The sequence below is a fragment of the Bacillus sp. FSL R7-0166 genome, assembly GCF_038008935.1.
Taxonomy (GTDB): Bacteria; Bacillota; Bacilli; order Bacillales; family Bacillaceae; genus Bacillus; species Bacillus altitudinis.
The window spans coordinates 2,747,249-2,767,932 of the sequence record NZ_JBBPAC010000001.1 but is presented as its reverse complement, the minus strand read 5'-3'; the positions used below and the strand labels follow the sequence as shown (position 1 = coordinate 2,767,932).

Sequence of the window (20,684 nt, the reverse complement as noted above, 5' to 3'; positions counted from 1 at the left end):
TTTTTGAAAGGGGGTGAACATATGCCAAGGGAATTAAAAAACGCAAAAATTACACATGTTTCCTATGTGGACAAGGCCGCCAACCAAAAGAAATTTTTCTTGATGAAAGCAAAGAAAAAGCAGCCTGACTTTCAAAAAGAAGTCAGTGTCCTGACGAAGGCAGAGGATGCCCATCGCCTCGTATATGGCGTCGTGTATGAACCCAATACACCTGATGCACATCAAGACTTTATGTCGGCCAAAGAAATTGAAAGAGCAGCACACGGTTTTATGAAAGATGCCCGTCACATTGATAAACAGCATGATTTTCAAGACGGTGTTGGCGAAGTCGTCGAATCATACATTGCCCCAGCGGATTTTGAAGTAGGCGGGGAGCTGATTCAAAAAGGATCTTGGGTACTTGTGACAAAGGCATCACAAGATATTTGGGACCAAATTCAGCAAGGCCATATTACAGGCTACTCAATGGCTGGAACAGCAGACATCATCGCAATAGAGGAACACGATCAGCTCCTATCTCAAGAAACAAACGAGAGAGGGCTTTTTTCTTTGCTGAAAAATTTCTTTTTGAAAGAGGAAGGTGCAAATATGCCACAACAATTTTGGAGCGTTTTAGATCATCTGCTGGAAACGTTGCAGTCAAGTGATGGTGATGAGTCTAGCGTAAGAGCGGCACTTGAACAATTGATTCCAATTGTGCAGGATGTGTTGAAAACAAATGATGTCCTCCAAACGATTGGCGAAAGACCAGCATCCGTTCAAAAGCAAGATGCCGAATTAACGACTGATCAAGTACGCGAACTAGAAAAAGCAAAAATGGCCATCGACAACGTTTTACAACAAGCGGAGAAACAAGGGACAGATCAAGCAGGTGAAGAAGAACCTGTACAAAAAGTGCTGGAGCAAGTGGTTGCGCCAATTCGTCATCAGCTCTCTTCCTTAGAGAAATCAGCAGGCAGAGAAAAAGCAGCGATTCAGGAAGTGCTTCAGCAACAGCTACTGCCTATTTCAGAGCGGATACACATGCTTGAAAAAGCGCGGGGCATTTCTAAACAAACAAATCACGATACACAAAATGATATGACAAAGCCCATATGGGATGGCTTACTATAAGCCTAAATAAGGAGGAAAAAGTGTGAGAAATCAAGAGTTGATTCGCAAGGCTGAAATGACACTTGCCAGCTTAAAAACAGGCGGTCTCATGAACGCAGCCCAATCCAACACATTCATTAGAATGATGCAAAATACACCAACCGTTTTAAATGATGCACGTATCATTCCAATGGAAAGTGATTCACAAAAAATCGAAAAAATCGGCTTCGGTCAGCGCATTTTACGCCCAGCAGAAGAAGGCAAAGCGCTTGATGCAAAAGACCGTGTTGTCCCAGCGACAAGCACTGTCCAGCTCAATGCAAAAGAAGTCATTGCTGAGATCCATATGACGTACGACAGCATTGAAAACAACATTGAAAAAGACGGGATTCAGCAGACCATTATGCAAATGCTGGCGGAACGAGCGGCAGTCGATATTGAAGAACTGATCGTCAACGGTGATACAACTTCACAAGATCCATTTTTAGCTCAAATGGATGGCGTACGAAAACAGGCAGTTTCTCATATTGTCGATGCAAATGGAGCGGAAATTAGCCGTCAAATGTTCAAACAAGCCTATAAAGCGATGCCGTCAAAATATTTACGTGTACCTCAGGATTTCCGTTTTTATACATCCCCAAGTTTAGAGGTCGAGTGGAAAGACCAAGTAGCAAACCGTCAGACAGGTCTCGGAGATGCGGCGATTCAAGGCGGACTTTCTTCTGCATTCGGTGTTCCGGTCAAAGGTCTTGCCAATATGCAGCCATATGATGAAGAAGGAACAGACGTATCAGATATTTTACTGACACATCCGAAAAATATTATCGTAGGGTTTTCTCGCAATATTCGTATTGAAGTAGAAAAAGATATTCGCAGCCGTAAGTTTATCATTGTTCTGACAGCGAAGCTCGACAGCAAATTTGAGGAAGAGGATGCTGTAGCCAAAGTCATGAAAGTGAAAGAGTAGGTGACAGCAGGCTATGATCATTTCTGCTGAGGAACTACAAGCCTATTCTGTATTTGATCGCGTGAAAAATCGTTCTGTAGAGAGACTAGCGGCAGATATTATTGAAGCAGAAGCAGCGGTATTTCAAATGGTCGGGCACGATTTTACACATGAAAAATATCAGCCCATTCCTGAAAAAGCAAGGATCGCCTTATTAAAAATGGCCCAGTATTTTGCCATGCTGAATGATGACGAATCCATGATGAAAGGCTTGACTTCAGAAAAAATGGGTGATTATTCATATGCAAAGGCAGCGGACAAAGTGAAAGGCAGACCTTATGTGTATGCCCTTCTTGTTGATTATATTGAACCTTCATTAACTGGTGGCAGCGCCAATTTAAAGGTGAGATCATTATGAGCTATGATTCTCTATTAACGGATCGCTGTGATCTTTTTCACTTGGAGAATGAGGAGGCAGTCCGCGGCAAATTTGGTATACCAGCAGGAGATCTGCAGACGGAGCTCACTTATCCTGATACACCAAGTATGAGAGATGTGGCTTGCTATGTTGTAGAAAAAAGCCAGTCACTCGTGCAAGAAGAACCGAATACAGTCATCTATCAGTCCTATCTCGTCCATTTCCCTTTAGCAAGCGACATTCGTTTGCATGACAAAATGGTGTGGAACGGCATCTCACTTAAGTTGCAGCAGCCAAAAAGAGTGAAAAATCATCACATGGAAGTGATGGCCGTCAGAAAGGAAAACTTATGAAAATTGATGGACTTGACCGGCTGCTATCCCAGCTCCAACAGGCAAATAGTGGCGGCTTAACGGCGCAATATCAAGAGTGGTTACAGGAAATGGGCTTACAGTTTTTAGACATCATTCAAGATGAAATCATCAAAGAAAAGGCTGTTGATACAGGCCGTCTCCTCAATTCCTTTCAAAAAGGTGACAAGGAGAATCACTTTCTCACTTCCCGAGGCGGGCTCACGCTAGAAGTAGGGACACAGCTTGATTATGCCTCTTACGTGAATGATGGACATGCCGTTTCTTCAAATGGAGAACGAAGATGGGTGCCTGGCAGATGGGCAGGCAGCCGCTTTGAATATGATCCGAACGCCAGTACTGGCATGATGCTTTCATCTCAATGGATTGAAGGAAATGGGTACTGGGATCATGCCGTCATGCTCTATGAACAAATGTTTGAACACTCGCTGGATCGAAAGCTTCAAAGCTGGATCGATCGACATTTTGGGAGGTGATGGAATGAATCAAGAAGTCGGGGCAATCATGCATTATATATACACACACTTTCCTGTGAAAATGTATGATCGTCTTCTGCCAGAGCGTTTCCAAGTGCCATCTGTTTATGTGCCGCCAGTGACTGTCATTAGTGGTCCAGATACAGTGTCTACTTTTATGAAATCTTATTCGCTGCAAGTGAAAGTGTTTCATATGGATACAGAAAAAGCGCATGATGCGGCGGAAACAATCGTCGATGCATTGCTTGCTGATCGTCAAATCATTCAGATGATCAGTGAAGATGGAGAGGTGCTTGATGATTATGTCCGCATAAAAAGAGTGGAAACAAGAATCATAGATCAAGGTGTAGCAGCGATTGTCCTGACGTGGGATAGCAGCTATTGGTACAACCGAGATAAACAGCCAAGCCTAGAAGATATCAATTTTTCAGATGGGGTGATCAAACGTGAGCAAGACTAAAAAAACACAGCTCGATCAAACAGCGGGCGAAGAAAAAGAATTTGGCTTTTCATTTGAAGCCTTAAAAGAGCACAGCAAGGATCTTTTTGGGGTAAAACCAGAAATCCTTGAAGGTGCTCTTTTTTATATCAAACATCAACCAATTACAAAAACAGAAGCAAAGAAGCACATCGATGCTTTTTTGTCCAAGGAGGTTTAAAGGATGAACGGAGGCACTTTTACACCAGGTACAGAGAAAAAGCGTCCTGGCATTTACTTTAATTTTAAAACAACAGCAGAGCAGCGAATTACTTTAGGCGAGCGAGGAACAGTTGCACTTCCTCTTGTCATGAGCTGGGGAGAACCAAAAACCTTTATTTCCGTTTCCGATATGGAAGACTTAAATAAAAAGGTCGGGCTCAACATTGATGATAAGTCACTTCTTCTTTTCCGTGAAGCGAAGAAAAAAGCGCAAACGGTCTTGCTTTACCGTCTAAACGAAGGAGAGCCAGCCAAAGCGGAAATCGCAGAAAACTTTGTGGTCACAGCCAATTATGGTGGTCAAAAAGGAAATGAGATTACCATTCAAGTGGCAGAAAATGTACTCGACAGCACAAAGCGTGACGTCATCACCTATCTTGGAACAGATATTGTCGATAAACAGGTGGTCAAAGATGTCAAAGATCTTGTGAAAAACAAATACGTTCAATTTTCTGGTGAAGGCGAAGCGGTCATTACTGCAGGAGCGGCTTTAAGCGGCGGGAAAAACGGTGTGGCAAGTGTCGCAGATTATACAGCTTTCCTAGAAGCAGCTGAAACGGAATACTTTGATGTCATTGCACTCCCAGTCGATAATAGTGAGCAATTAAAAGCAACATTCGCGTCATTTATTGAGCGTTTACGTGATAAGCAAGGACGTAAGGTGCAAGGCGTTGTGGCTAACTATGCAGCTGATCAAGAAGGAATCATCAATGTCACAAGCGGTGTTGTTTTAGAAGACGGAACAGAACTGACGCCTGCTCAAACAACAGCTTGGGTCGCAGGAGCAAGTGCAGGAGCGAATTTTAATCAGTCACTGACCTTTGTTGAATACGAAGGCGCAGTCGATACATTAGAGCGTCTTGATAATGATCAAGTAGAATACCGTTTATCACAAGGAGAGTTTCTTTTCACTTTCGATGCAAGAGACCGCACGGTGAGCGTTGAAAAAGATATTAACTCTTTGACAAGCTTCACGGTTGAAAAGAACCAGCAAATGGCGAAAAACAAAATCATCCGTGTGCTAGATGCAATCAACAATGATTTAACATTTGAACTGAAAAATTTGATTAAATTACGCAAAGCCAATGGCAATGACATTCCAGCATCAGACGACGGTGTGCAGCTTGTGAAAACACTGATTACACAGTATCTCACACAACTTCAAGATGGAAGCGGCATTACAGGCTTTAACTCAGAAACAGATATCGTCATTGGCCTCAATGAAGATCGTGATGGATTTATCATCGATTTAGCAGTACAGCCAGTAGACGCAGCAGAAAAATTCTATTTCAATGTGGAGGTGAAGTAAGATGGCTTTTAAAGCGCAAAATACAATCTCAGGTAAAGAAGGTCGTCTTTTCTTAGAAGGTGAGGAGCTTGCCTTTATCAAAACGTTTGAAGCAAACGTGGAGAAAAATAAATCAGAAGTGAACGTAATGGGCCGCCGAATGACTGGTCATAAAACAACAGGGGCAAACGGAACAGGAACGGCAACATTCTATAAAGTTACGTCACGTTTCGTTCAACTTATGCTCAACTATGTGAAAAAAGGGGAAGATCCTTATTTCACTCTTCAAGCGGTAATTGATGATAAATCATCAGGCCGAGGCACAGAGCGTGTGACATTATTCGATGTCAACTTTGATTCAGCTAAAATTGCTGGACTAGATGTTGATTCAGAGGCACTTGAAGAAGAAGTTCCATTTACATTTGAAGACTTTGATCTGCCTGAAAAGCTGAAGAATTCTTTCTAAGAAATGCGGAGGAAATTAGCTAATTAATTAGCTAAATAAAAACCAAATATGCTATAATGCAAATGTAATGAAAAATGAATGCATTTGTAATGCACATTGCATTCAATGACACACAAAATGATGTTTACATGCAAAGCGATTTGCATACAATAAAAAGAAGCCAGGATGCGCTAACATCCCGGCAATGTACAATGAGGCCCTTCAAGGGGCTGGCTTATCAATTAGATAGTTTTAAGGATAGACTTTCCCTTTCACCTACCAAAGCTCAAGGGGAGTCTATTTTTTGTTTATATACGTCAACAAAGCAAGGATAAACATCCCGAATAAAAGCATTAGGGAAATCGCTTGGAACGTTGACATGAGCATCACCCCCTTCCTATCGGGGATGAGCCAGACACCCTTGAGCAAGCCGTTCAATTGTACGAGTTATATTATACATGAAAAGATTGGAAAGCACATTCAAAAATGGATGTGCTTTTTTGTATTCAAAAAACAAACAAAAGGGAGTTTTTAAACATGAGCGAAAAACAAACATTTGATCTTTCATTTTTTATGCCAGGACAAACAGTAGAAGCGGAAGAGGTCAAAGTGCCAATTTCTAAGCGTTTTGTTGATAAAAAAGGGAATGTCATTCCTTTTGTCTTCAAAGCGATTACCACGGAACGTATTGATGAACTGGAAAAAGAAAACACCACGTTCAAAAATGTCAAAGGCAGAGGCCGTGTGAAAGACTTAGACAGCCAGCGCTTCTACGCACGGATTGCCATTGAATCGACGATTTATCCAGATTTCCGCTCAAAGGAATTAAGAGAAGCCTACAGCACACAAGATCCAGTTGAAGTTGCAAAACGTGTTTTATCTGTCGGTGGTGAATACGCAAACTGGTTAAACAAAGCCATTGAAATCAACGGATTTGAAGACGAAATTGAAGATTTAGAAGACGCAGCAAAAAACTAATAAAAGATGGGGATAAGGAAGCAGTGTTTTTATATTACGCCATGCATGAGCTTCACTATTCCCCATCAGAACTTCTCGATTTATACGAAGCACCAAGACAATTTAAGGCATTCTTATTCGGACTCATCAGCTACAAGCTCGATATGCTAGAAAAAGAAGCAAAGAAAGGAGGGAAATAAACTGGCGAAGCTCACTGCACGATTTGAATTAGAAGACAAAGTATCAAAGAAGCTGTTGCGCATTCAAAAACGATTTCAAACGTTTGAGAAGCAGCTCAAACCATTTAGAAAACCGATGAAAATAAGCCTGGAAATGGATGAAAAGAAGCTAAGGAAATTCAATTTATCGATGAGAAGGTTTTCTGTATTGTCCATGAAGCTAGATCAGGGGATCTATCGTGATCTCAGATCATTAGCAAACCAGCTGAACATGATACCGAAACAGATGGTCATATCGATTCAAGCAAAAGGACTAGATGTCATTAAATCCAGTATAGATCGATTGAAACAATCCGGAACAAGTCCAATCCTGTTGACGTTCAAACTGAATGATCAGTTGTCAGGAAAAATGTCATCAATCAAAAAATCAATCCTTCAGCTCATGAACAGAACGTACTATATGAGATTAAACATGGTTGACCAAGCCACCACTGCCATTCAACGAATCAAAAAGACACTCAAAAGCTTGACAATGGCTAAACACGAAATCAGAGTATCTGTTCAAGACAATGCAAAGAGTAAGTTGAAAAAACGAGATCAGGCAGAGTCAGTTGTGAAAGAACAAAACATAAAAAAAGAACCTGAGGCTGTTAGTCCGCCAGTTAAAACGGATGAACCTAAACAGGATTGGCTCCAGAGCCTTGCTAATAAAGGGTTAAATGAAATTCAAAAATATGCAGGTGATGTTGCAGACAAGGTGAAAGAAAAATTAAGTCCTAGAAAGTTTTGGGACGAAAAGGCACTTCCTTGGGTTGAAAATAAAATGGAAGAGTACAAGCAAGATGTGATCGGAAGAATAAAAGAGAAGATTAAATTTAATCCTGAAAAAAAACTAGATGAATTGGTGACCAATGTATTAGATCGTCTCTTTGGTGCAGGTGATCAATCGAATGGAAGTAGCACTCCAGCGCCAACAACAGCGCCAACAACAGCGCCAACAACGGCACCAACAACAGCGCCAACATCCACACCATCAAATTCAGCTCCCAATAAGAAATCTAAGCCGCGAGGTGGTAAAGGTTTGTTTCGCAATAGTTGTTGTCCCTGTTGTGCAAGAGGTTTAAGCAGGGGAGGATCTACTAAAACTAAAAATAGAAATGGTCAATCACCAAGACAACCTAGAAATCCAAATGCCACAACAAGAACCGAAATGAATAGAAGACCTCCAAGTAAATTAGGGGATGCGTTGAAAAATATCGGTAAAGGGAGCGGTAAATTATTAAAGAAAGTACCTATTCTAGGCAGTGTACTTAGTGCAACAAATCTAATTGGTATGAAAAAAGAGAATGCTGGTGAAAAGATCGGTGCGACTGGAGGAGGAATCGCCGGTGGAATGGCAGGTGCTGCAGCAGGTGCTGCTATTGGCAGTGTAGTTCCAGGGGTAGGTACAGCCATCGGCGGCCTAGTAGGCGGCATCGCTGGAAGTATGGGTGGAGAATCTATCGGTGAAACAATTGGAAAATGGTTTGATGGCGGTGGATTTGAGAAGATTGGCCAAAAAGCCATTGAAATCAAAGATCAAATTGTTGAAGTGTGGTCTACAGTTGCGGACTGGTTTATCGAAAATGTGTGGACACCATTAAGCAGCACGGTTGGCACAGTAGCAATCACAATCTGGTCAAGTCTAGTCAATGCATGGACATGGATACAAGAAACATTCAGTGCAGTTGCGGGCTGGTTTATCGAAAATGTGTGGACACCGTTAAGCGATACAGTTATTACGGTAGCAACCACGATCTGGTCAAATCTAGTCAATGCATGGACATGGATACAAGAAACATTCAGTGCAGTTGCGGGCTGGTTTATTGAAAACGTTTGGACACCGCTAAGCGACACAGTCGTTACGGTAGCAACCACGATCTGGTCAAGTCTAGTCAATGCCTGGACGTGGATACAAGAAACATTCAGTGCAGTCGCAGGCTGGTTTATTGAGAATGTGTGGACACCGCTAAGCAGCACAGTTGTCACAGTCGCTACGGGGATTTGGACAGCATTATCAAATGCGTGGAAAACCATTCAATCAATTTTTGGAGCAGTATCCTCTTGGTTTATGAACAATGTATGGAATCCGCTTGTAGAAACGGTTGGAACCATCAAAGATAGCATTGGGAAGAAGTTTGAAGAAGCGTATAAAGTGGTGACAGATATATGGGATGGATTATCCAAATGGTTTAAAGATAATATTCAGACACCGATCGTAAAAGTGGCAGGTGCCATAAGTGATGGTTTTTCTAAAGCATTTAACTGGGTTAAAAAGATTTTTGACAAAGCGGGCGATGGCATTAATTTTGTAGTAAAACATTTATTTGGAGATCCTGATAAAAAAGCCACAGGCGGCTATATCACCCAGCCTACCTTATCATGGATTGGTGAAGCGGGTAACGAATTTGTCATTCCAACTCAAAATAACCGGGGCCGTGGGAAGATGTTGCTTGCACAAGCTGCTTCTCATCTTGGAATGTCTGTTGTGCCAAGCAGCAGCGGAGCAGCAAGTCCAGTTTCTAGCTCTCCAGCTCCAATTACGCCAAATGCTCCAGCAGCTCCAACTGCTTCTGCCGGTTTAATTGGTGGAACGGTTTCAATGAATGGAAACATCCAATCTGCCAGCATAGGTGAGCAATTTAATCATGATTTTGAACAAGGGCTGAATCAAAAGGTGGTTTCACTTGATCAATGGAAGCAAAAAAACATTCAGCAGCCATTTAATCAAATGACATCAGATTCAGGAAAGTACGGACAACAAACGGTATCGGCATTTGCTACTGGCCAGCAAATGACACCAACAGGAACTGATAGCTTTTTGCAAAGTCGTGTAAAAGCACAATACCAACAAGTGATGACAGCATCACCAACTTGGGGTTCTGGAACTGTTAGTGGCTTTGCAACAGGTCAAAATGCCACATCAATTGGCACAAGCCAATACGTAGACCAACACGTCAAACAACCATTCCTGCAAGCCAAACAAGAATCACCAGGATGGGGTTCAGGAATGATCGATGCCTTCAATAGCGGCATGCGTTCAAAAGCAAGTGAAGTCACACAAGCTGCCAAAGAAATGGCGAAGAAAGTGGAACAGGCGTTTAGAGAAGAACTAGACATTCATTCTCCTTCGCGTGTCATGATGAGTCTAGGGAAATTCGCATCGATTGGTGTCGTCAAAGGGCTCGATTCAGTTGATGTGAAAAAGTTTGCTGAAAATCAAGCGGGTTCATTAATCGGAGCGTTCAGCGGTATGGGTGCTTCAGGTCTTAGTGTTCAGCAATGGCTCATGGCAGCTCTGATGGCGACTGGCACATCGATGAGCTGGCTTCCAGGTCTTATGACAATCGCTCAGCACGAATCAAATGGTAACCCGAAAGCCATCAACTTGTGGGATTCCAACGCCAAGAAGGGAACGCCTTCTAAAGGGTTAATGCAAACCATTGGGCCGACCTTTCATTCTAATAAAGGCAAGGGCATGAATGATATTTGGAACCCAATTCATAATGCCGTAGCAGCTATTAACTACATTAAGGGCAGATATGGAACAGTCTTCAATACACCTGGATTACGGAGTATGAGAAGAGGCGGTCCTTATAAAGGCTACGCCAATGGCGGATTGATTACTCAGGAGCAGGTAGCTAGAGTCGGTGAAGGAAACAAACGCGAGTGGATTATTCCAGAAGAAAGAGGCATTCGCGGGAGATATTTATTGACGCAGGCAGCAAAGGCACTTGGGATGCAAGTCTATGATCCATCAAATGCATCTGCTCCTTTACCAGAATCACAGATGCAGCAAGTCACCTCAGCACAGCCAGCTGGGAATGCAACAACGTCAGGCAATAAACAAATCACCATCCAGTTCAATGGTGATCAGCATTTCCATAATGGACAGGATCAGCAATCGCTTGTCGAAAAAATTAGACAAATGCTTGTAGACGAATTGGAAGTAGAGCTTCAGACAGGAACGAAAGGGGTCGTGATCGATGGGTAAATCAGTGTATCAATTGTGGATTTCCCAAGGCAAGGAGAAGTTGCGATTCCCTGTGCTTCCATCCGAACTTGAGATCACAAATAATGTACAAAATGAAACAGTGAAGGTCTCCTCCTTTGGGGAACTGACTTTTATTGATGTACCATCGGCTAAACAAGTATCATTCACCTCATTATTTCCTAAGAAATATTCGCCAATTGCTGAATATAAAAGCATTCCATCACCAGAGAATGCAATAGCGAAAATTGAACGAATGATGCGTTCAAAGAAGTCTGTGCGACTGATTGTGACAGGGACTAAAATCAATATGACGTGCAGCATTGAGAGCTTCACACACAAGGAAGGGTCTTATGACATAGGGGATCGTGAATTTACGATCGAGTTAAAGGAATATAAAACCGCATCGCCTAGGAAAATCAAACGAAAGAAAAAAGCAAAACAAACCAAAAAGAAAAGACCCTCAAAAACACCACCAAAATTGTACACTGTCAAAAAGGGAGATACTCTGTGGGCCATTTCAGGCCGTTTTTATGGCGATAGTACAAAATGGCGGCGTATTTGGAATGCCAATAAAGCAGCGATGATCAAACGAAGTAAACTCAATATTAAACAGCCGGGATATTGGATTTTTCCAGGGCAAAAATTGAAAATACCACAATAGGGGGGCTGACATTGATTGAGCTTTTTGCCATCAGAAGCGGCACGATGTATGAGCTTGTCACAGAGAGTGTGACACTTCAGGGGCAAAGGTATCAGGCCCCTCGCTCTATTCAGGCGAATATTATCACAAAGCAAGGCAGTCAAACATATTACCGTGTCTCAGAAGGAGACACGGTTCTTTTTAAATGGAAAGGAAAAGAGCTGTTCAGAGGCATCGTGTTTTCTAGGACGCCTGTTGAAGGAAAGCTGACCTTTACCGCATACGATATGCTCCAATATTTAGTGAAAAACCAAGATGTATATGTTTTTTCAAATCAACGGGCAGATCAAATTTTGAGGCGGATCGGGGCAGACTTTCAAATTCCTATGACATCCATCGCAAATACAGGACATATCATGAAGTCTCTCGTTTTTAAAAATGACACGAGTTTATATGACATCATTTTAAAAGCATTGAAGGAAACGAAGCGGCAAACCGGTAGAAATTATCAAATTTATTCTGCTAAAGGCAAGATGGGGCTGAGAGCTTGGCCCGATCCAGAGGACGTGTGGGTCATTGAATCAGGCGTCAACCTCATCGGTTATCAGTACAGCACCTCCATTGAAGAGACAGCAACACGTGTGAAGATGCGCACGTCTGTAGACGAACAGGGGAAGAATAAGAAAAAAGGTAGCAAATCAGATATTGTGGTGATCGAACAGGATAAAGCGGGTCAGAGTCAGTACGGCATTTTACAGCATGTGGAGACGGTCACAGGTCAAATCAACCAGCCGCAGCTTCAAAAAAGAGCGAAAGTACGCCTAGCTGAGAAAAAAGGCGTCAAACAAGAAGTGAAAAGCATACAAGCACTCGGAATCCCTGAACTGCAAAGCGGTCTGCCAATCTATTTGAAAATCCCTGAAATCAACATCAAAAAAACCTACTGGATCGATCAAGACAAGCATGAATTCAATGGAGTGAAGCACACCATGACAATTGACGTCGTTGAGAAAAATTCCATGCCAAAGGGTGATCAAGCATGAGATTAAGTGAAGCAATTAAACGACTCGCTGTCAATGCAGTAGATGCAGCTTCTCCAATTGATCTGGTGATTGGAGAGGTCACAATGGCTTCGCCTCTTCACATCCGATTAAATGAAAACAGTAAGCTGATCATTCCGGAAGAACTGCTTATTTGGCCTAAACGCTTAAATAAGGGTGAGGATGATGAGTTGAAAAGGGGAGACAGCATTATGGTACTTGCAATGGCAGGAGGGCAGTCCTTTTACATCATCGACAAATTGTAAGGGAGGTGATGAACGTGGCACTTTCACCAGAGGAAGAAATCGAGGAAACAGAGGAAGATGAAGAGGTAGAAACCTCGACGACGTATCGCATAGATTTTGAAAATGGCAGGCTGACAAATGAAGCCATTACAGGCATTGAATCGATCCGTCAATTTATTTATATGACATTGCGAACAGAGCGCTATGCACATCCCATTTACAGTCACGATATTGGCACTGAAATTCAGGAGCTATTGACTGATACTGAAGCAACTGATGAATACAAAGAAATGGAGATTCCAAGATTGCTTGAAGAAGCATTGGTCGTTGATGAGCGGATTGATCATATTGAAGAGATAGAGGTCACGAAGCAAAATGATGCCTTTCAAGTCAAACTAACCATTGTCACAGATGAAGGCACATTAGAAATAGAGGAGGTGATGGAGGGAGATGTTTGAGGAGCAAACGTATGAGGCGTTGATGGAAAGAATGCTGGACAGGCTGCCAGATGATATAGACAAAAGAGAAAATAGCGTCATTTGGAATGCCTTGGCACCTGCTGCTGCTGAACTCGCTCAGTCGTATATTTGGCTTGATCAAGTATTTGAGCTTGTCTTTGCTGATACAGCACAGGGGGAATTTTTAGATCGACGAGCAGCAGAAGTGGGGATTGAGCGAAAGCCAGCCACCACAGCGGTGTGGTCCGTAACCATTCAACCAGAGAACGTAAACATTCCAGCAGGATCAAGATTCTTTATTGAAGATGTTTATTTTCAATTTTCAAAGGACGGTACACTAGAATGCGAGACAACAGGTACAGCCGGCAATGGGCAACTAACAGGTCAGCCGCTGCTATCGCTTGATACCATTCCAGGTCTAGAGTCGATGATCATGAAGGAATTGGTGATACCAGGGCAAGAGGAAGAAGATGATGCGTCATTATACGATCGGTATTTAATACGCGCAAGGCGAGAGGCTGTCAGTGCCAACAGAGCACATTACAAAAAGTGGGCCGAGGAAGTGGTTGGTGTCGGCAGAGCGAAAGTGTTCCCGCTATGGAATGGAGAGGGAACGGTCAAAATTGTCATCACAGATGGCAATCTAGATGTAGCATCTGAGCTTCTTGTCGAAAGGGTCCAGGAGTATATCGACCCTGTCCCGGGAGAAGGAGAAGGACAAGCTCCTATTGGTTCAAAAGCAACTGTTGAAAGCGCCAAGTGGCTAGATATTGACATAGAAGTGTCCGTCGAACTTCAGATGGACTGGACGCTTGAAGGTGCGCAAAAAGAAATAGAAGAAAAGGTCAAAGCACTGTTAAAATCAATCGCATTTGAAAAAAGTACGATTCGAATGTCCGCCTTAAATGATATTTTATACCATTCAGAGAGTGTGTCCGATTATGCAAACGTCTTATTGAATGGGGAGTCAAAAAACTTAGTATTACAGGACATTGAGATACCACGTCTGAGGCAGGTGAAGGTTATTGAGCAAACTTGATGAAATGAAAAACTACTTGCCGCCATATTTCACAGAGATTTATGATGTGGATCATTTACTAAAAACAGAGGCACCAGAGTTTGAACAATTGGATGAATCCATTTTTGATCTAACGGATCAGTTTTTCCCTTTAACAGCGACGTGGGGATTGAATCGGTGGGAAAGAATGCTCAAGGTGCAGCGAGAGTCAGATGATTCGATTGAGCTGCGCAGGGCACGATTAATCAATATGATGTCGAACATTCCACCAATTACGTATCTGTCATTAGAGAAATCTGTGAATCGATTTCTTAAAAATCCAAGTGCGATCATTCGACTTACAACCAACCGTTATCATTTTGCATTGCGTGTCAACCTAGATGACCTGCAAAACACAAGATATATCGTCGAAATACTCGAAACGTTAAAGCCAGCACATTTGGCGTATACGTTCACCGCCATTCATCATACAGATGTTCATGAAAAAAATGATCATCACCAGCGGCTCACACTGCGAAGCAGAGTGGGCTTTTTCGATCATATTCCAATTTTACTCAATGGTGAATTCGTATTAAATGGAACGTTCTATCTTAGCGGGATACGAGGTGCTACGGAGGTCCCAGCTCGTTTTCGGCATTCATTAAAGATGAGAATGCCGCTTCAACAAGAGAAAGAAACAGCATATCGTCTGAATTATGTCATGACTGGAGCATCGTATGAAACGAAGCAAGCAGCTACGCTGACTTTGCGCGCAAAGAACCAGCTTTTACATCAAACAAAAAAGAGGATGACGTTCCGCTTACCAGTACATGTTCAAAATGAACAAGGCGGCAGTTTACTGATCAAGGAGCATTACTGGATTCTCGATGGATCCGTTCCACTTGATGGATCAAAAATGCTAGCAGCAACTTCTAAAAAAATAGACCTATAAGGAGGATCACAATGGCTGATCAATTAACCGTAACCACACTATATGCACGTCAACAAATGGCAAAGGCACGAGCAGAAGGAACAAAACTCACAAAAGTCGTCAAAATGGCGTTCGGAAGTGGAGGAACAAAGGATGGAAAACCAATCTCTCTTGACGGAACCGAACAAGCACTCAAAAAAGAACTGATTCAAAAAAATATTGACTCGTTTACCTTCATGGAACCGGCAAAAATCCGCTACACCTGCACCATCGCTGAAGGAGAACTCGCAGGCGAAGTCATCAATGAACTAGCCCTTGTCGACGAAGCCGGCAAATTCACCGCCATCCGCACCATGACAGACAAACAAAAAGACGGCGACATCGAATTTGTTTTTGAGATTGATGATATTTATTAATGGAGGGGAAAAGAAGTGGACATAAAATCACCTTTACCGTTTGAAACCTCTGACAAAGCCCATGCCAACTTATTTAACCGGATGGTCGATACACTTGTGGAGAATGACAATGCGCTCAGTCAACAAATAGCAGGGATCACGAATGAAAGTTTATTCAAATTAACAGGCGATCAAGCCATTCAAGATGCATCAGTCAGCGGCGAGGAATATCCAATAGGTATTACGTTTATGGATATTGGACAAGCGAATGATACCGGTTATCCTACGAGATTTGGCTTTGTGAAAAATGAAAAATATAGTAACTTTCGATTTATTCAATATTACTATGGAACTGGAAACGAAGCAGGCAGCTATTTTGATAGTACAGGTACGTGGTGTCGTCACTGGTGGACGGGGTCCGGCTGGACTGAATGGCACAAAATTTCAGGGTTTTGTCATGCCAATATAGGTACAACTGGAAAGCAGTTATTAACCAAAGGAGAGTATCAAAAAGTCCTTTTTAATCGAAAAATTAAAGACAGTCATAACAATTTTGATATCAAAAATAATCGGTTCATCTGTCCTGAAAACGGAATGTATTCAGTGAATGCAGGTGTTTATATTGAAAGCTTTCAACGATACGCGAACTTTGAATTATCGATCTATTTGAATGGAAAAAGATATAAAAATATTGCACATCAAAGGCAAAGTCCGGTAAGCCCATCTGATACGTTGAGCTTTAGTATGGGACTTTATGGTGCTGCCAATGTACCGGCTAATAAGGGGGACTATTTAGAAATGTACCTATATGTAGGGTATGACGGAGACGTTAGTCGTTATGTATCTGATAATTCAGGTTGGTACAACTATTTCGATATTTCGGAAATAGGTGGACGAAATTTCCCAAGAGTGTAGGAGGAGTCAGATGATTTTATATGAAGCCATTAAGTATAAATACCCCGATGCAGACCCGCAAAAAGATTTTGAACTAAGAAATGATGGCAACGGTTCGTATGTAAATGAGTGGCATCTAGATGTGCCAAAGCCAACGGCAGAAGAATTGAAGGAATGGTGGGAGGCATCTCAAATCAATCCTCGATATCAACCACCTCTGCCGCTTGAATTTCTAGCGCAGGAAGTAGCCAAAGAAAAGCTAATGAGAAAACAGCTTGAACATCAATGTGATCTTCTAACAAACGAACTAAAGGCGCTAAAAAGTGAGATCCTTTTATATAAAGGAGATAGTGAATCATGAATTATTGGGTCATGGCATTATATTTTAAATGGGTGACCCCTGAATTGGTCAAACAAGCAGTCGAACTAGGTGATTGTTCAATGGAAGATTTAAATGAAGGATATGAGCAAAGAATTCTTACTCTAGAGCAGCTGAAAGAAATAGCACCAAGCATCAAAGAAAGGGAGTGAAAATTGAATGGAAGTAAAAGAACCAAAGCCTTTTGAAGTAAATGATAAAGCACATGCTGATTTGTTTAATGACATGGTCAAAGTACTTCTTGAAAATGATCAAAGATTAATAGAGCAGTTCTTAAAACATACAAATGATGCGAAAGTACACGCATCTGAAATAGAAAAGAAAAAATGGAATGATTCACAGAGTTATAAAATCACAGCAGATAGTGGAAGACAGCTGATCAATGTGTCAACTGACGGAAGAATATTTGATGCGATAAAAGATAAAGGAACTTGTACATTTTATGCAGCTGCTGGTGTGGAGGATTCCCCGGCTTCATCGAATGTCTCAATCAGGGGACTGCAGACAGTAGGACAAGAAAACATCGGCTCTGGCTTTGCGGTGGATAGTTCTGGGATTGCTTATTTCTTCTATTATCAGACCGGCCATACATCGATTACTTGGACAAAACTGCCTACAGAAAGCGATAGAAACAGGTGGGATAACGGTCAATTAGTAAAAATCACTCAAGATAATGGAAAGCCCTTTTATCATGGATTTTCTAGTGAAACAGACTACAATACCCTTACTGAGACAGGGATGTATCTCATCTATAATACAGGAGTAAACGGTCCCTCTCCTTCCTTGAATCGAGTCTTTTTATTGGTCATGAGTTATGGCAATACATTAGTTCAAATAGCTTATGAATCTGTTTATGGGAAGAACACCTACTTTAGAGTTCTTAAACACAATGCAGAATCATGGACACCTTGGGAGAAGCAAATTACGCTTTCAGATTTATTGGAAGGTTCTTGGGAAAGACCTAAAGAGATTAAAAGTGATTGGCAGGAATATGATCCTATTAATCTGCCGGTAAAATATCGAAAGAATCTCTTAGGGGAAGTCGAGATCGTAGGTGCGATAAAAGGTGGAATATTAGGAAATACCCCAGTATTTAACTTGCCTGCACCATATCGGCCGCAACAAGCGATGCATTTTATAGGAGTTGCTTCAAGTATAGGAACACCAGGAGTACCTCAATTTCATCGTACATTAATAGATAAGAATGGAAATGTATGTGTGCAGTCGTCTTCAAATAATGCCAATCCTACTGAGTTTATTACATTTGGTTTTAAGTTCAGTACAAGATAATGTAATAAAACTGAAATGTGGAAGGAGAATCAGATGGAGATAAAGACGCCTCGTACTTTCAAAACCAGTGACAAAGCCCATGCGGAACTGTTTAATGACATGGTTAAAGTAATTCTTGAAAATGATACTAGACTACTGGATCAAATCAATCAACACAAAAATGACACGACATCTCATGCATCCGAAACAGAAAAGCAGAAATGGAATCAATCCCAGCTCTATAAAATGACGAATGATAACGGGGCCCAGTTGGTCAATATCCCTGCTGGCGGGAGTATTTATAATGGAATTAAATCTTTAGGTGCCTGTTCTTTTTATGCGCCAGGAGGTTCTGGAGTAGTCGATTCTCCCGCAATCGGGAATGCGGCTTTAAGAGGCTTTCAGTTAGTAGGTCAAAATAACATCGGTGTAGGAATTGCAATTGATACATCGGGCAACGCATTTTGTTTTTCCTATCATGTGAATGATGTCGGAATCAACTGGCTTCAATTACCTACTCAAAATGAAAGAAATAAATGGGATGCAGGACAATTATCTAAAATTACTGCTGATGACGGAAGGGCTTACGAAAGAATTAATGCAAATGATCCTAGTATTTTAGATAAGCTCATAAAATTACCAGGCGTCCATTCGTGGTATATCCATGAAGCACACCCTGATCTGCCAACAAGAAGTTCTATGAGAGCCTTATCTGTTTTTAGTGAAAATACCTATGGCTGGATTATAGGGGCAAATAATACAGGTGATATGTACATCAATCGATCAACGACTGATGTCACGGGCACTCAGCAAGAATGGAGCGGGTGGAAGAGGCTGAACGATCATCCATTATTAAATGCAAATGGAACTAGAATGCTTATTCCAACTGGCACAGATATACTCACCTTGCCCTCTGGTTTTTATTATGTCTCTGGAACGAATGCAGTGAATATGCCAACGACGACCGATGCCTCGTGGTTTAATGTAGATATTCTAGAAGCAGCCGGTAAACGTAAGACTCTTCATATCATTAGAAGTTATGACAATATGCATTGGTTTGGAACAGTGCATACTGATGGTGTTTTTACTGGCTGGAAACGTTTGTTAACCGACACAGAGAAAATAGAATGGAAGTCCCCAACCACTCTATTAAACGGATGGAAACAATATGGCACTCAAAAAGTGCAATTTTATAAGAATCCATTTGGAGAGGTGGAGTTAATTGGAGCTATGACAGGAGGTACTATAGGTTTTGAAGTACCTGCTTTCACATTGCCAAGTGGTTATCGTCCTATACAGGGGATGCATTTTATAGGGGTAGCATCAAGTATTGGTGCTGCTTCAACACCGCAAACACACAGGACACATATTAATACTGATGGTAATGTGTATATACAAAGCGTTTCCAATACGACAAATACAAATGAATTTATTACTTTCGGCTTTAAATTCATATCGGCACAGGAGGGATAAAATTGAAATGGATATATAAATACGATGATAAATTCAATTACATCCCGGGAGAAGAAATAGAAATTGAAGAAGGCGAAGACATCCTAAAAGGGCATACAGATGTAAGACCTCAAGATGGTTTGTATAAAGGTAAATACAATGAAGAGAAAAGGGCATGGTATGAGTCGGCAACTCTAGAATACATTGATCACTTTCAGGTAAAGCCGCTGCCAACATCAGATATGGATCTATTAAAACAGCAAAACGCCGATTTGCTTGAGCAGCTGGCCGAGTCAGAAAAGAGAGCAAAAGAACAATCAAAAACAACATCAGAACTTGTCATGCTGCTGACTGAAAAGGGGGTTATGTAATTGGATTGGTTCCGTAGTATTTCATTGTTCTATCAATGGAAGTGTTATGAAAATGAAGATGTAGCAAAATTTGTTCGTTTCGAGAAGATTACGCCGGAACAATACAAAGAAATAACAAACGAAGAATATGCAACTAACGCTGAATAGGCGTTTTTATTTTGCCTTCTTTTAGAATGTGCAAAGTGAGGGAGTAGGTGAGTGTAGTGGAAATGGATTTGACTCAATATTTAATGACACAAGGACCGTTTGCGGTGTTGTTCTGTTGGGTGCTGTTTTACGTATTAAACACAACAAAGGAAAGAGAAAACAAACTCAATGAACAAATCGAAGCGCAAAATGATGTGTTAGCAAAGTTTAGTGAGAAGTATGACGTCGTGATCGACAAGCTCGATAAAATTGAACGGAATTTAAAATAGGAGGAAAACATCATGAGAACATTCGACAAAGGCACTGTGATTCGCACAGTGCTTCTTTTTATTGCGCTTATCAACCAAACGCTTGTCATGTTTGGACAAACAGTGCTGCCGATTAGCGAGGAGCAAGTGCAAACCGTAGGAGAGGCACTATATGTGGCAGGTTCCACAATTTTCACTATGGTCACTGCCGTGATCGCTTGGTTTAAAAATAATTATGTGACCTATAAAGGTCAATTGCAAAAAGATGCCCTGAAACAAAGAGGGTTAACAAAATAATTTTTGAAGGAGAAAC

29 protein-coding genes are annotated in these 20,684 nt (G+C 41.5%); 28 read left to right on the top strand and 1 reads right to left on the bottom strand.

Annotation, left to right across the window (positions count from 1 at the left end):
• Positions 1-21 precede the first annotated feature (21 nt).
• The 9 genes from NST01_RS14380 to NST01_RS14340 are packed head-to-tail and all read left to right on the top strand — an operon-like array spanning position 22 to position 5,757.
• The gene (locus NST01_RS14380; protein WP_017358985.1) at positions 22-1,113 is read left to right on the top strand and encodes an XkdF-like putative serine protease domain-containing protein; all 1,092 of its coding nucleotides are present in this window, start codon (positions 22-24) and stop codon (positions 1,111-1,113) included.
• A gap of 22 nt (positions 1,114-1,135) precedes the next feature.
• A complete protein-coding gene (locus NST01_RS14375) occupies positions 1,136-2,059 on the top strand; it encodes a phage major capsid protein (protein ID WP_008344119.1) in 924 nt (307 codons plus the stop codon).
• Between the two features lie 13 nt (positions 2,060-2,072).
• Positions 2,073-2,456 (top strand): protein YqbG, encoded by a 384-nt coding sequence (yqbG, locus tag NST01_RS14370; protein WP_007500574.1) that lies wholly within the window; start codon positions 2,073-2,075, stop codon positions 2,454-2,456.
• Positions 2,453-2,809, top strand: a complete 357-nt coding sequence (locus tag NST01_RS14365; RefSeq protein ID WP_008344115.1) for a YqbH/XkdH family protein — start codon at positions 2,453-2,455, stop codon at positions 2,807-2,809. Before yqbG ends, NST01_RS14365 begins: the two co-directional genes overlap by 4 nt.
• Entirely contained in the window at positions 2,806-3,303 is a 498-nt protein-coding gene (locus tag NST01_RS14360; protein ID WP_046526563.1) for an HK97 gp10 family phage protein, read from the top strand. The genes NST01_RS14365 and NST01_RS14360 overlap by 4 nt, the downstream gene beginning before the upstream one ends.
• 4 nt (positions 3,304-3,307) lie before the next feature.
• The gene (locus NST01_RS14355) at positions 3,308-3,763 is read left to right on the top strand and encodes a phage tail terminator family protein (RefSeq protein ID WP_046526564.1); all 456 of its coding nucleotides are present in this window, start codon (positions 3,308-3,310) and stop codon (positions 3,761-3,763) included.
• The gene (locus NST01_RS14350) at positions 3,750-3,962 is read left to right on the top strand and encodes a hypothetical protein (RefSeq protein WP_008344108.1); all 213 of its coding nucleotides are present in this window, start codon (positions 3,750-3,752) and stop codon (positions 3,960-3,962) included. The genes NST01_RS14355 and NST01_RS14350 overlap by 14 nt, the downstream gene beginning before the upstream one ends.
• A 3-nt stretch (positions 3,963-3,965) precedes the next feature.
• Positions 3,966-5,312 (top strand): phage tail sheath family protein, encoded by a 1,347-nt coding sequence (locus tag NST01_RS14345; RefSeq protein WP_017367936.1) that lies wholly within the window; start codon positions 3,966-3,968, stop codon positions 5,310-5,312.
• 1 nt (position 5,313) lies between these two features.
• A complete protein-coding gene (locus NST01_RS14340) occupies positions 5,314-5,757 on the top strand; it encodes a phage tail tube protein (protein WP_003213309.1) in 444 nt (147 codons plus the stop codon).
• 276 nt (positions 5,758-6,033) lie between these two features.
• Here the strand turns inward: NST01_RS14340 and NST01_RS14335 are convergent, their stop codons facing one another.
• On the bottom strand, positions 6,034-6,090 hold the full coding sequence (locus tag NST01_RS14335) for a putative holin-like toxin (protein WP_229200408.1): 57 nt from the start codon (positions 6,088-6,090) through the stop codon (positions 6,034-6,036).
• Positions 6,091-6,273: 183 nt separating this feature from the next.
• On the opposite strand from NST01_RS14335, the gene NST01_RS14330 reads away from it, so the two are divergent.
• The 19 genes from NST01_RS14330 to NST01_RS14240 are packed head-to-tail and all read left to right on the top strand — an operon-like array spanning position 6,274 to position 20,668.
• Positions 6,274-6,714 carry a phage tail assembly chaperone gene (locus NST01_RS14330; protein WP_008344099.1) on the top strand — a complete coding sequence of 147 codons (441 nt, stop codon included), beginning with the start codon at positions 6,274-6,276 and terminating at the stop codon, positions 6,712-6,714.
• Between the two features lie 41 nt (positions 6,715-6,755).
• Positions 6,756-6,893 (top strand): hypothetical protein, encoded by a 138-nt coding sequence (locus tag NST01_RS14325; protein WP_008344097.1) that lies wholly within the window; start codon positions 6,756-6,758, stop codon positions 6,891-6,893.
• 1 nt (position 6,894) lies between these two features.
• A complete protein-coding gene (locus NST01_RS14320; RefSeq protein ID WP_445662202.1) occupies positions 6,895-10,905 on the top strand; it encodes a transglycosylase SLT domain-containing protein in 4,011 nt (1,336 codons plus the stop codon).
• A complete protein-coding gene (locus NST01_RS14315; protein WP_008344093.1) occupies positions 10,898-11,566 on the top strand; it encodes a LysM peptidoglycan-binding domain-containing protein in 669 nt (222 codons plus the stop codon). Before NST01_RS14320 ends, NST01_RS14315 begins: the two co-directional genes overlap by 8 nt.
• Before the next feature lie 11 nt (positions 11,567-11,577).
• Positions 11,578-12,588: an XkdQ/YqbQ family protein gene (locus tag NST01_RS14310; protein ID WP_135226206.1), complete on the top strand. Its 1,011-nt coding sequence runs from the start codon at positions 11,578-11,580 to the stop codon at positions 12,586-12,588.
• Positions 12,585-12,851, top strand: coding sequence for a DUF2577 family protein (locus NST01_RS14305; protein WP_017358996.1), 267 nt, complete (start codon positions 12,585-12,587; stop codon positions 12,849-12,851). The genes NST01_RS14310 and NST01_RS14305 overlap by 4 nt, the downstream gene beginning before the upstream one ends.
• A 14-nt stretch (positions 12,852-12,865) precedes the next feature.
• Complete coding sequence (locus NST01_RS14300) at positions 12,866-13,288, top strand: DUF2634 domain-containing protein (RefSeq protein WP_008344087.1); 423 nt, start codon at positions 12,866-12,868, stop codon at positions 13,286-13,288.
• Positions 13,281-14,327, top strand: a complete 1,047-nt coding sequence (locus NST01_RS14295) for a baseplate J/gp47 family protein (protein ID WP_341042035.1) — start codon at positions 13,281-13,283, stop codon at positions 14,325-14,327. Before NST01_RS14300 ends, NST01_RS14295 begins: the two co-directional genes overlap by 8 nt.
• The gene (locus NST01_RS14290) at positions 14,314-15,237 is read left to right on the top strand and encodes a YmfQ family protein (RefSeq protein ID WP_098680571.1); all 924 of its coding nucleotides are present in this window, start codon (positions 14,314-14,316) and stop codon (positions 15,235-15,237) included. The genes NST01_RS14295 and NST01_RS14290 overlap by 14 nt, the downstream gene beginning before the upstream one ends.
• Positions 15,238-15,248: 11 nt before the next feature.
• A complete protein-coding gene (locus NST01_RS14285; protein ID WP_008344081.1) occupies positions 15,249-15,632 on the top strand; it encodes a phage tail-collar fiber domain-containing protein in 384 nt (127 codons plus the stop codon).
• Between the two features lie 15 nt (positions 15,633-15,647).
• Positions 15,648-16,526 (top strand): hypothetical protein, encoded by an 879-nt coding sequence (locus tag NST01_RS14280; RefSeq protein ID WP_326115164.1) that lies wholly within the window; start codon positions 15,648-15,650, stop codon positions 16,524-16,526.
• Positions 16,527-16,536: 10 nt separating this feature from the next.
• A complete protein-coding gene (locus NST01_RS14275; RefSeq protein ID WP_144716378.1) occupies positions 16,537-16,866 on the top strand; it encodes an XkdW family protein in 330 nt (109 codons plus the stop codon).
• The gene (locus tag NST01_RS14270) at positions 16,863-17,036 is read left to right on the top strand and encodes an XkdX family protein (protein ID WP_144716377.1); all 174 of its coding nucleotides are present in this window, start codon (positions 16,863-16,865) and stop codon (positions 17,034-17,036) included. The genes NST01_RS14275 and NST01_RS14270 overlap by 4 nt, the downstream gene beginning before the upstream one ends.
• 7 nt (positions 17,037-17,043) lie before the next feature.
• Positions 17,044-18,174 carry a pyocin knob domain-containing protein gene (locus NST01_RS14265; RefSeq protein WP_144716376.1) on the top strand — a complete coding sequence of 377 codons (1,131 nt, stop codon included), beginning with the start codon at positions 17,044-17,046 and terminating at the stop codon, positions 18,172-18,174.
• Between the two features lie 33 nt (positions 18,175-18,207).
• A complete protein-coding gene (locus tag NST01_RS14260; RefSeq protein WP_326115167.1) occupies positions 18,208-19,626 on the top strand; it encodes a hypothetical protein in 1,419 nt (472 codons plus the stop codon).
• Between the two features lie 2 nt (positions 19,627-19,628).
• Positions 19,629-19,976 carry a hypothetical protein gene (locus NST01_RS14255; protein WP_008344067.1) on the top strand — a complete coding sequence of 116 codons (348 nt, stop codon included), beginning with the start codon at positions 19,629-19,631 and terminating at the stop codon, positions 19,974-19,976.
• Positions 19,977-20,123 carry an XkdX family protein gene (locus tag NST01_RS14250; RefSeq protein WP_008344064.1) on the top strand — a complete coding sequence of 49 codons (147 nt, stop codon included), beginning with the start codon at positions 19,977-19,979 and terminating at the stop codon, positions 20,121-20,123.
• Between the two features lie 56 nt (positions 20,124-20,179).
• A complete protein-coding gene (locus NST01_RS14245) occupies positions 20,180-20,392 on the top strand; it encodes a BhlA/UviB family holin-like peptide (RefSeq protein WP_008344062.1) in 213 nt (70 codons plus the stop codon).
• A gap of 12 nt (positions 20,393-20,404) precedes the next feature.
• A complete protein-coding gene (locus NST01_RS14240) occupies positions 20,405-20,668 on the top strand; it encodes a phage holin (RefSeq protein WP_008344061.1) in 264 nt (87 codons plus the stop codon).
• Positions 20,669-20,684 lie beyond the last annotated feature (16 nt).